At 73.8% G+C, this 9,985-nt stretch carries 8 protein-coding genes; all 8 read left to right on the top strand.

Annotated features, from left to right (window positions below):
- Positions 1-156 precede the first annotated feature (156 nt).
- Positions 157-765, top strand: a complete 609-nt coding sequence (gene pyrR, locus I8D64_RS00645; protein WP_200500595.1) for a bifunctional pyr operon transcriptional regulator/uracil phosphoribosyltransferase PyrR — start codon at positions 157-159, stop codon at positions 763-765.
- Positions 762-1,742, top strand: a complete 981-nt coding sequence (locus tag I8D64_RS00650; RefSeq protein ID WP_200500596.1) for an aspartate carbamoyltransferase catalytic subunit — start codon at positions 762-764, stop codon at positions 1,740-1,742. Before pyrR ends, I8D64_RS00650 begins: the two co-directional genes overlap by 4 nt.
- The gene (locus I8D64_RS00655) at positions 1,739-3,106 is read left to right on the top strand and encodes a dihydroorotase (RefSeq protein WP_200500597.1); all 1,368 of its coding nucleotides are present in this window, start codon (positions 1,739-1,741) and stop codon (positions 3,104-3,106) included. The genes I8D64_RS00650 and I8D64_RS00655 overlap by 4 nt, the downstream gene beginning before the upstream one ends.
- Positions 3,107-3,116: 10 nt before the next feature.
- A complete protein-coding gene (locus I8D64_RS00660) occupies positions 3,117-3,752 on the top strand; it encodes a PH-like domain-containing protein (RefSeq protein ID WP_200500598.1) in 636 nt (211 codons plus the stop codon).
- The gene (gene carA, locus I8D64_RS00665; RefSeq protein ID WP_200500599.1) at positions 3,749-4,978 is read left to right on the top strand and encodes a glutamine-hydrolyzing carbamoyl-phosphate synthase small subunit; all 1,230 of its coding nucleotides are present in this window, start codon (positions 3,749-3,751) and stop codon (positions 4,976-4,978) included. The genes I8D64_RS00660 and carA overlap by 4 nt, the downstream gene beginning before the upstream one ends.
- The gene (gene carB / locus I8D64_RS00670; RefSeq protein WP_200500600.1) at positions 4,978-8,334 is read left to right on the top strand and encodes a carbamoyl-phosphate synthase large subunit; all 3,357 of its coding nucleotides are present in this window, start codon (positions 4,978-4,980) and stop codon (positions 8,332-8,334) included. The genes carA and carB overlap by 1 nt, the downstream gene beginning before the upstream one ends.
- A complete protein-coding gene (pyrF, locus tag I8D64_RS00675) occupies positions 8,331-9,263 on the top strand; it encodes an orotidine-5'-phosphate decarboxylase (RefSeq protein ID WP_200500601.1) in 933 nt (310 codons plus the stop codon). The genes carB and pyrF overlap by 4 nt, the downstream gene beginning before the upstream one ends.
- A 298-nt stretch (positions 9,264-9,561) precedes the next feature.
- Positions 9,562-9,888: an integration host factor, actinobacterial type gene (mihF, locus tag I8D64_RS00680; protein WP_152353058.1), complete on the top strand. Its 327-nt coding sequence runs from the start codon at positions 9,562-9,564 to the stop codon at positions 9,886-9,888.
- Positions 9,889-9,985 lie beyond the last annotated feature (97 nt).

A 9,985-nucleotide genomic window follows, 5' to 3' on the forward strand; every position in this document is an offset into this window, starting at 1 on the left:
CCCCGCCGCCGCGGGCCCCCCCCCCCCCCCCCCCCCCCCCCCCCCCCGGGGGGGGGGGGGGGGCCGCGCCCCCCCCCCCCGCTACGATCAACACCGATCGCACCGATCCACCACCCTTTAACCTCGCGTCCTGTGAGACGCGGAAGGGAGAAGATCATGACCGCAGATCGACCGGGCCCCGCTGCGCCCGGGGGCGAGAAGACCGTCCTCTCGGAGGACGACATCTCCCGCTCCCTCACGCGCATCGCCCACGAGATCATCGAGACCGGCCACGGGGCCGACGACCTCGTGCTGCTGGGCATCCCGCATCGCGGCGTCCCCCTCGCGCGGCGCATCGCCGCCACCATCGCCGAGGCCGAGGGTGCCGAACGCGACCCTGACTCCCTGGCCGGCGCCCTGGACATCACCCTGTACCGGGACGACCTGCGTCGCAGCCCCGCACGGCTGCCGCACCCCACGCACATCCCCTCCGGCGGGATCGACGGGAAGGTCGTCGTCCTCGTCGACGACGTCCTCTACTCCGGGCGCACCGTGCGCGCCGCCCTCGACGCGCTCTCCGCGATCGGCCGGCCCGCCGTCGTGCGCCTCGCGGTCCTCGTGGACCGCGGCCACCGCGAGCTGCCGATCCGTGCCGACCACGTCGGCAAGAACCTCCCCACCTCGCGCAGCGAGCGCGTGGGCGTGCTGCTCACCGAGACCGACGGCGAGGACGCGGTGAGGATCTCCCGCCCCGACGCCACCGAGGACGAGGAGGCACGGCGATGAAGCACCTGACCGGCATCGGCGACCTGGACCGCGCCTCCGCGATCGAGCTGCTCGACACCTCGACCCGCATGGTCGCCACGCAGGAGCGGCAGATGCGCAAGCTGCCCACCCTCGTCGGCACCACCGTGGTGAACCTCTTCATGGAGGACTCCACCCGCACCCGCATCAGCTTCGAGGCCGCCGCCAAGCGGCTCTCGGCCGACGTCATCAACTTCTCCGCCAAGGGGTCGAGCATCTCCAAGGGGGAGTCGCTCAAGGACACCGCGCTGACCCTGCGCGCGATGGGGGCCGACGCCGTCGTGGTGCGCGCCCCCGCCTCGGGAGCGGCCCACAAGCTCGCGCACTCCGGCTGGATCGACGTCCCGATCGTCAACGCCGGCGACGGCACCCACCAGCACCCCACCCAGGCGCTCCTGGACTCCTTCACCCTGCGCCGCCACCTCGGCGGGGAGCAGAGGGACGGGGAGCGCGCGGGCAGCGTCGACGGACAGGGCCTCGACGGCCTCCACGTCGTCATCGTCGGCGACATCATGCACTCGCGCGTCGCCCGCTCGAACGTGCAGCTGATGACGCTGCTCGGCGCCCGCGTCACCCTCGTGGCCCCGCCCTCGCTGGTCCCCGTCGGGGCCGACGTCTGGCCCTGCGACGTGCTCTACGACCTCGACGAGGCCATCGCCCTGGCCCCCGACGCCGTGATGATGCTGCGCGTCCAGCGCGAGCGGATGCTCGGCGGCGGCTACTTCCCCAGCGCGGCCGAGTACACCCGGCGCCTGCAGCTCACGCAGGAGCGCGCCGACCGCCTGCCCGCCCACGCGATCGTCATGCACCCCGGCCCGATGAACCGCGGCTTCGAGATCGCCGGAGGAGTGGCCGACGGCCCCCGCAGCGTGATCGTCGAGCAGGTCGCGGCGGGCGTGAGCGTCCGCATGGCCGTGCTCTTCCACCTGCTGGCCTCCAACGCGAGGGAGGAATCATGACCCCCACCACCGCTTCCACCACCGCTTCCGCCGCCGACGCCGCGGCGACCGGCGCAGACCGCGCCGCCGCACCCGCCCTGCTGATCCGCGGCGGCCGCCCCTACGGCGAGGACGTCGCCGACGTCCTGGTCGAGGACGGCACGATCTCCGCCGTCGGCCCTGACCTCTCCGCCCCCGAGGGCGCCGAGATCGTCGACGCCGAGGGCTGCATCGTGCTGCCCGGCCTCGTCGACCTGCACACGCATCTGCGCGAGCCCGGGGGAGAGGAGGCCGAGACCGTCGAGACCGGCACCCGCGCCGCCGCCCGCGGCGGCTTCACCGCCGTGCACGCGATGGCCAACACGACGCCCGTCGCGGACACCGCGGGCGTCGTCGAACAGGTCCTCCAGCGCGGGGAGGACGCCGCCTGGTGCGCCGTCCACCCCATCGGCGCCGTCACCGTGGGACTGGGCGGGGAGCGCCTCGCCGAGCTCGACGCGATGGCCGGCTCCCGCGCCCGGGTGCGCGTGTTCAGCGACGACGGCAAGTGCGTCTCCGACCCGGTGCTCATGCGCCGCGCCCTGGAGTACGTGAAGACCTTCGACGGCGTCATCGCCCAGCACGCGCAGGACCCGCGGCTGACCGAGGGCGCGCAGATGCACGAGGGCCGCGTCTCCGCCGAGATCGGCCTCACCGGGTGGCCCAGCGTCGCCGAGGAGTCGATCATCGCCCGCGACGTGCTCCTCGCCGAGCACGTCGGCTCGCGCCTGCACGTCTGCCACCTCTCGACCGCCGGCAGCGTCGAGATCGTCCGCTGGGCCAAGCAGCGCGGCGTGGACGTGACCGCCGAGGTCACCCCGCACCACCTCCTGCTCACCGACGAGGAGGCGCGCGGCTACGACGCGGTGTACAAGGTGAACCCCCCGCTGCGCACCCGGGCCGACGTCGAGGCCGTGCGCGAGGGGCTGGCCGACGGCACGATCGACATCGTCGCCACCGACCACGCCCCGCACCCGGCCGATGCCAAGGACCGCGAGTGGGACACCGCCGCGTTCGGGATGACCGGCCTGGAGACCGCGCTCGGGATCGTCCAGCAGACCATGGTCGACACCGGGACCCTGACCTGGCGGGACGTCGCCCGGGTCCTCTCCGAGACGCCCGCCAGGATCGCGCGGGACCTCGACCAGGGTCGCCCGCTGGCCGCCGGCGAGGTCGCCCACGTGCTGGTGTGGGACCCGCGGCCGGCCGCCGAGGTCGACCCCGAGGAGCACGCCTCGCGCGGACGGAACTCGCCCGTGGCGGGCCGCACCCTGCCCGGACGCAACCGGCTCACCCTGCTCGCAGGCCGCCCCACGGTGCGGGACTCCCGCCTCGCGGAGCACTGAGCGGGCGAGCATGGACCTCACCCGCTACCTCCCGCCCGTCCTCGCCCTGGTCGTCGTGCTCGCGCTGTGCGTGCTGCTGGCCTGGTGGGGCTGGCGGCGGCGCGCCGCCCGGCAGGGCGATCTGCCCGAGCTCCCGCAGCCGGTCGCCGGCGGCAGGGCGCTGAGCTGGGGGAGCGAGCCCGAGGCGGCGACGGGCGTCTACGTCGCGACCACCCTGGCCGGCCGCCCCCTCGAGCGCGTCACCGCGCGCGGTCTCGGCTCCCGCAGCCGCGCGTCGGTCTCCGACGCGGACGACGGCGGACGGCCCGTCCTGCACGTGGAGCGTCAGGGCGCCCCGAGCTTCCTCATCCCCTGGGCCGACGTCCGCTCCGTCCACGCCGCGCCCGGCATGGTCGGCAAGTGGGTCGGCGGCGACGGCCTCCTCGTCGTCCGCTGGCAGCTGGGCCCGACCGAGCTCGACACCGGCGTCCGCCTCGATGAGCGCGCCGACCAGGACCGCTTCCTCGCCCTCGCCGCCCAGCGCCTGCCCTCCGCTCCGTCCGATCGGACGGACCCGCCCCCGTCGGCACCATCCCCGTCGGACCCGCCCCCGTCCGACCCCGAACTCCCGTCCACCGACTCGCAGCCCCGGAAGGAGCTCCCATGACCACCACCGCCCCCGACGCCCGCGTCGGCCGTGCGCGCCGCACCCCCGACCCCGCCCTCCTCGTCCTCGAGGACGGCACCGTGCTGCGCGGCGAGGCCTACGGCGCGCGCGGCGCACGACTGGGCGAGGTCGTCTTCGCGACCGGCATGACCGGTTACCAGGAGACCCTCACCGACCCCTCCTACGCGGGACAGATCGTCGTGCAGACGGCACCGCACATCGGCAACACCGGCGCCAACGCCGAGGACATGGAGTCGCGGACGGTCTGGGTGCGCGGCTACGCCGTGCGCGAGGCCAGCCGCGTCGCCTCGAACTGGCGCAGCGAGCAGAGCCTCGACGACCTGCTGGTGGGCAGCGAGGTCGTCGGCATCTCCGGCATCGATACCCGCATGCTCACCCGCATCCTGCGCGAGCACGGCTCCATGCGCGGGGGCATCTTCTCCGGCAGCGCGCTGGAGGACGCGAGCGAGCAGCAGCTGCTCGAGCGCATCCAGGCCGAGCCCGCCATGGAGGGCGCGAGCTTCGTCGAGGAGGTGACCATCCCGCAGCCCGTCGTCCTCGAGCCCGAGGGCGAGGCCATCGGCACGGTCGCCGCCGTCGACCTCGGCATCAAGGGCGCGACGCCGCGCAACATGGTCGCCCGCGGCCTGCGCGTGCACCTGCTGCCCGCGACCACCTCCCTCGAGGAGCTGCTCGCCGCCGAGCCGGACGCGGTCTTCTTCTCGAACGGACCCGGCGACCCCGCGAGCGCGGTGGCCCAGGTCGAGCTGCTGCGCGGCGTCCTGGACCAGGGCCTGCCCTTCTTCGGGATCTGCTTCGGCAACCAGCTGCTGGGCCGCGCGCTCGGCTTCGGCACGTACAAGCTGAAGTACGGCCACCGCGGGATCAACCAGCCGGTGCTGGACCGCGAGACCGGCAAGGTCGAGATCACCGCCCAGAACCACGGCTTCGCCGTCGACGTCCCCCTCGAGGGCGAGCACACCGCTCCGCACGACGGCGGCCGCTACGGCCGGGTCGTCGTCTCCCACGTGGGCCTGAACGACGACGTGGTCGAGGGCATCCGCTGCCTCGACCTGCCCGCCTACTCCGTGCAGTACCACCCCGAGGCCGCCTCGGGCCCGCACGATGCCTCCTACCTGTTCGACCGCCTCGTCGACCTCGTGCGCGCGCACCGCACCGGGACGGCCGACGAGACCCCCGCCGCCTCCGAGAAGAAGGACTCCTGATGCCCCGCCGCGACGACATCGCCTCCGTGCTCGTGATCGGCTCCGGGCCGATCGTGATCGGCCAGGCCGCCGAGTTCGACTACTCCGGGACCCAGGCCTGCCGCGTGCTGCGCGAGGAGGGCCTGCGCGTCATCCTCGTGAACTCGAACCCGGCGACGATCATGACCGACCCGGACATCGCCGACGCGACCTACATCGAGCCGATCGACCCCGACGTCATCCGCTCGATCATCGCCAAGGAGCGCCCCGACGCGGTGCTGCCGACCCTGGGCGGGCAGACCGCGCTGAACGCCGCGATCGCCCTCGAGGAGCGCGGCATCCTCGCCGAGTTCGGGGTCGAGATGATCGGCGCCTCGATCGAGGCGATCCAGAAGGCCGAGGACCGCCAGCGCTTCAAGGGCGTCGTCGAGCGCGTGGGCGGCGAGTCCGCCCGCTCCCGCATCTGCCACACCATGGACGACCTCCTCGAGGCCGCCGACGACCTCGGCTACCCGATGGTCGTGCGCCCGAGCTTCACCATGGGCGGCCTCGGCTCCGGCATGGCCTACGACGAGGCCGACCTGCGCCGCATCGGCGGCGACGGCCTGCACTACTCGCCGACCACCGAGGTGCTCCTGGAGGAGTCGATCCTGGGTTGGAAGGAGTTCGAGCTCGAGCTCATGCGCGACCGCAAGGACAACTGCGTGGTCGTCTGCACGATCGAGAACGTCGACCCCGTCGGCGTGCACACGGGCGACTCCGTGACCGTGGCCCCCGCCCTCACCCTCACCGACGTCGAGCAGCAGAGGCTGCGCGACCTCGGCATCGGCATCATCCGCGAGGTCGGCGTGGACACCGGCGGCTGCAACGTGCAGTTCGCGATCCATCCGACGACCGGCCGGATCGTCGTCATCGAGATGAACCCCCGCGTCTCGCGCTCCTCGGCGCTCGCCTCGAAGGCCACGGGCTTCCCGATCGCGAAGATCGCCGCCCGCCTCGCGCTGGGCTACACGCTCGACGAGATCCGCAACGACATCACGGGCACCACCCCGGCGAGCTTCGAGCCGACGCTGGACTACGTGGTCGTGAAGATCCCGCGCTTCGCCTTCGAGAAGTTCCCGGCCGCCGACCCGACCCTCACCACCACCATGAAGAGCGTCGGAGAGGCGATGGCCCTGGGCCGCAGCTTCACCGAGGCCTACGGCAAGGCCCAGCGCTCCCTCGACGTGAAGTCCGCGAACGTCGACTACGCGGGACCGGTGCCGGACGCCTCCGAGGTCGGCGAGCTCGTCGAGGCCGTGCGCACACCCTCCGACACCCGCATGGTGGCGATCGCCCGCATCCTGCGCGCGGCCGCCGCGGGCGTCGTCGACCCCGCCGAGACGATCGAGCGGCTCTACGAGACCACCGCCATCGACCGCTGGTTCCTCGACCAGTTCCTGCTCGTCGCGGAGATCGCCGAGGAGGTCCGCGCGGCCGAGGTGCTCGACGCCGGCCTGCTCGCCCTGGCCAAGCGCCACGGCATCTCCGACGACCAGATCGGGCAGCTGCGCAGCGTCTCCGGCGACGTCGTCAAGGGTGTCCGCGAGGCGCTCGGCGTGAACCCGGTGTACAAGACCGTGGACACCTGCGCGGCGGAGTTCGCCTCCCGCACCCCGTACCACTACTCGAGCTACGACCAGGAGAGCGAGGTCGAGCCCCGCACGAAGCCCGCGGTGCTGATCCTCGGCTCCGGCCCCAACCGCATCGGCCAGGGCATCGAGTTCGACTACTCCTGCGTGCACGCCGCGATGGTGCTGGGCCGCGACCTCGCCGAGGGCGGGGGCGGCTTCGAGACCGTCATGGTCAACTGCAACCCCGAGACGGTCTCGACGGACTACGACGTCGCCGACCGGCTCTACTTCGAGCCCCTGACCTTCGAGGACGTCGTCGAGGTCTACGAGGCCGAGCGCGCCGCCGGGCCCGTCGCGGGCGTCATCGTGCAGCTGGGCGGGCAGACCCCGCTCTCCCTCGCACGGCGCCTGGAGGACGCGGGCCTCCCGGTCATCGGCACCTCGCCCGGCGCGATCGACATGGCCGAGGACCGCGGCGCCTTCGGCGGCGTCCTCGCCCGGGCCGAGCTGCCCGCCCCGCCCTACGGCACCGCCTGGGCCCTGGCCGACGCGATCGAGACCGCCCGCGAGGTCGGCTACCCCGTGCTCGTGCGCCCCAGCTACGTGCTCGGCGGGCGCGGCATGGAGATCGTCTACGACGAGGCCGGGCTCGTGGACTACGTGGGCCGCAACATCCCCGAGGGAGGCCGCGCCGAGGCGCCGATCCTCATCGACTCCTTCCTGGACACCGCGACCGAGATCGACGTCGACGCGCTGTACGACGGCGAGGAGATGTACCTCGGCGGGATCATGGAGCACATCGAGGAGGCCGGGATCCACTCGGGCGACTCCGCGTGCACCCTGCCCCCGGTGACGCTGGGCGCCGGCGTCCTCGAGCAGATCCGCCGCTCCACCGAGGCGATCGCCGAGGGCGTGGGCGTGCGCGGCCTGCTCAACGTCCAGTACGCCCTCGCCCACGGCGTGCTCTACGTGCTCGAGGCCAACCCCCGCGCCTCCCGCACCGTCCCCTTCGTCTCCAAGGCGACGGGCGTGCACCTGGCCCAGGCGGCCTCGCTGATCATGGCCGGCCGTTCGATCGCCGAGCTGCGCGCCCAGGGCGCGCTGCCCCGCGAGGGCGACGGCGGCAGCCTCCCCGCGGACACCCCGATCAGCGTCAAGGAGGCCGTGCTGCCCTTCAAGCGCTTCCGCACCCACGAGGGCCGCAGCGTCGACGCGCTGCTCGGCCCCGAGATGCGCTCGACGGGCGAGGTCATGGGCATGGACGCGACCTTCCCGCTGGCCTTCGCGAAGTCGCAGCTGGCGATCTCCGGGCAGGGCCTGCCCACCTCGGGCTGCGTCTTCGTCTCGGTCTCGGATCGCGACAAGCGCGGTGTCGTGCTCCCGGTCGCGCGTCTGGCGGCGCTCGGCTTCGACATCCTCGCGACCGTCGGCACCGCCTCGGTGCTGCGCCGCTCCGGGGTCCCGTGCCGCACCATCGCCAAGGCATCGGAGGCCGACGCCTCCGGCAGCGTCATCGAGCTCATCGAGGGCGGCGAGGTCGTGCTCGTGCTGAACACGCCCTCGGGCTCCGACGCCCGCGCCGACGGCTACGAGATCCGCGCGGCCGCGACCTCGATGGACGTCCCGATGATCACCACGCTGCAGGAGTTCCAGGCGGCCGTGCAGGCGATCGAGGCGCTGCCCAGCGGCGCCTTCGACGTCGAGAGCCTGCAGGAGCACATCGCGTTCCTCTCGCGCCGCCGCGGCGAGACGGTGCGCGCGTGAGCGGGGGAGAGGCGCGCCCCGGGCCGGGGGCGGCCCCGACCTTCGGCGAGCGGCTGCGCACGGCCGTCGCGGCGCGCGGCCCCCTCGTCGTGGGCGTCGACCCGCACGCCTCCCTGCTCGCGCAGTGGGGCCTCGCGGACGACGCGGACGGCCTGCGGGCCTTCGCCCGCACCGTGCTCGACGCCTGCGCGGAGCACGCCTGCGCGCTCAAGCCCCAGTCCGCCTTCTTCGAGCGCCACGGCTCCCGCGGCATCGCGGTGCTCGAGGAGCTGCTGGGCGCCGCCCGCGAGCGCGGCGTGCTCACGATCCTCGACGCCAAGCGCGGGGACATCGGCTCGACCATGGGCGGGTACGCCGACGCCTACCTGCGTCCGGGCGCCCCGCTCGAGGCCGACGCGATCACCGTGAGCCCGTACCTGGGCTTCGGCTCGCTCGCTCCGGCGCTCGAGCTCGCCGGAGCGCATGGCAAGGGCGTGTTCGTGCTGGCCCTGACGTCGAACCCCGACGGGCCCGAGGTCCAGCACGCGCGGCGCGCGCAGGGCTCCGCCGCCGACGGGGCCGCGGGCGGGGATTCCGACGCCTCCGTCGCCCGGACCATCGCGGCGCACGCGCGGGAGGCGAACCTCGCCGAGATCGCGGCGGCGGGCCTCGATCCCGCGCGGGCGTGGGGGAGCACGGGCCTCGTCATCGGTGCGACGGTCGGCGACGCCCTGCGCGAGCTCGGCATCGACGTCGCGGCGACCCGCGCCCCGGTGCTCGCCCCCGGCTTCGGCGCCCAGGGCGCCGGACCCGAGGACCGTGCCGAGGTCTTCGGGGGCGCCGCCGATCGGGTGCTGGTCTCGCTCTCGCGAGGCGTGCTCTCCGCCGGGCCCGAGCCGCAGGCGCTCGCGACCAGGGCCGAGGAGCTCGCCGCCGCGTACGCCCTCTGAACCCGCCGCCGCGGCGCCGTGCGGCGACGGAGCAGGGACCGCGCTTTTTGCCACACATGCTGTTTCTCGCGTCAGAACAAGGGGTCGAAAGCCGTCCGAACTGGAGCGACGCGCCGAGAAGGGGCGAAATCCGCCGATCATCGGGTTACAGTCGTGCCACCGCACCCGCCCGAGACGTGCAGGTCCGCGAGGATCCCTGGTGATCAGGACCCGGATGGTCGGAGGGCGCGGTGGGACCCGGTCCCCGGGACCCTGGCATCAGGACACCCGTCACCGAACCAAGAACTGAGGTACGACAGTGGCTCTCCCTCCTCTCTCCCCGGAACAGCGCGCCGAAGCCCTCAAGAAGGCCGCCGAGGCCCGACGTGAGCGCGCAGCCATCAAGTCCCGCCTGAAGGAGTCGACCGGCCGCCGCGGCGAGGAGATCGCCAAGGTGCTCAAGGAGGCCGAGGACAACGAGGTGATCGGTCGCCTCCGCGTCGCCGCTCTCCTCGAGGCCCTCCCGGGCGTCGGCAAGGTCAAGGCGCAGCAGATCATGGAGGAGATCGGCATCTCGCCCTCGCGCAAGGTGCGGGGCCTCGGCTCCCACCAGGCGGAGAAGCTCATCGCCCACTTCTCCGAGTGACGGAGAGCGTCGGGGGGGGGGGGCGCGCCCCCCCCCCCCCCCCCCCCCCCGGCGGCCCCCCCCCCCCCCCCCCCCGCCCGGCCCCCCGGGGTCGACC

This window comes from Brachybacterium halotolerans (assembly GCF_016623465.1).
In the GTDB taxonomy this organism is placed as follows: domain Bacteria; phylum Actinomycetota; class Actinomycetes; order Actinomycetales; family Dermabacteraceae; genus Brachybacterium; species Brachybacterium halotolerans.

What these genes read in the sequence shown, in the direction of transcription:
- pyrR (WP_200500595.1), top strand. Translation starts at nt 157, where the DNA reads ATGACCGCAGATCGACCGGGCCCCGCTGCGCCCGGGGGCGAGAAGACC.
- I8D64_RS00650 (WP_200500596.1), top strand. Translation starts at nt 762, where the DNA reads ATGAAGCACCTGACCGGCATCGGCGACCTGGACCGCGCCTCCGCGATC.
- I8D64_RS00655 (WP_200500597.1), top strand. Translation starts at nt 1,739, where the DNA reads ATGACCCCCACCACCGCTTCCACCACCGCTTCCGCCGCCGACGCCGCG.
- I8D64_RS00660 (WP_200500598.1), top strand. Translation starts at nt 3,117, where the DNA reads ATGGACCTCACCCGCTACCTCCCGCCCGTCCTCGCCCTGGTCGTCGTG.
- carA (WP_200500599.1), top strand. Translation starts at nt 3,749, where the DNA reads ATGACCACCACCGCCCCCGACGCCCGCGTCGGCCGTGCGCGCCGCACC.
- carB (WP_200500600.1), top strand. Translation starts at nt 4,978, where the DNA reads ATGCCCCGCCGCGACGACATCGCCTCCGTGCTCGTGATCGGCTCCGGG.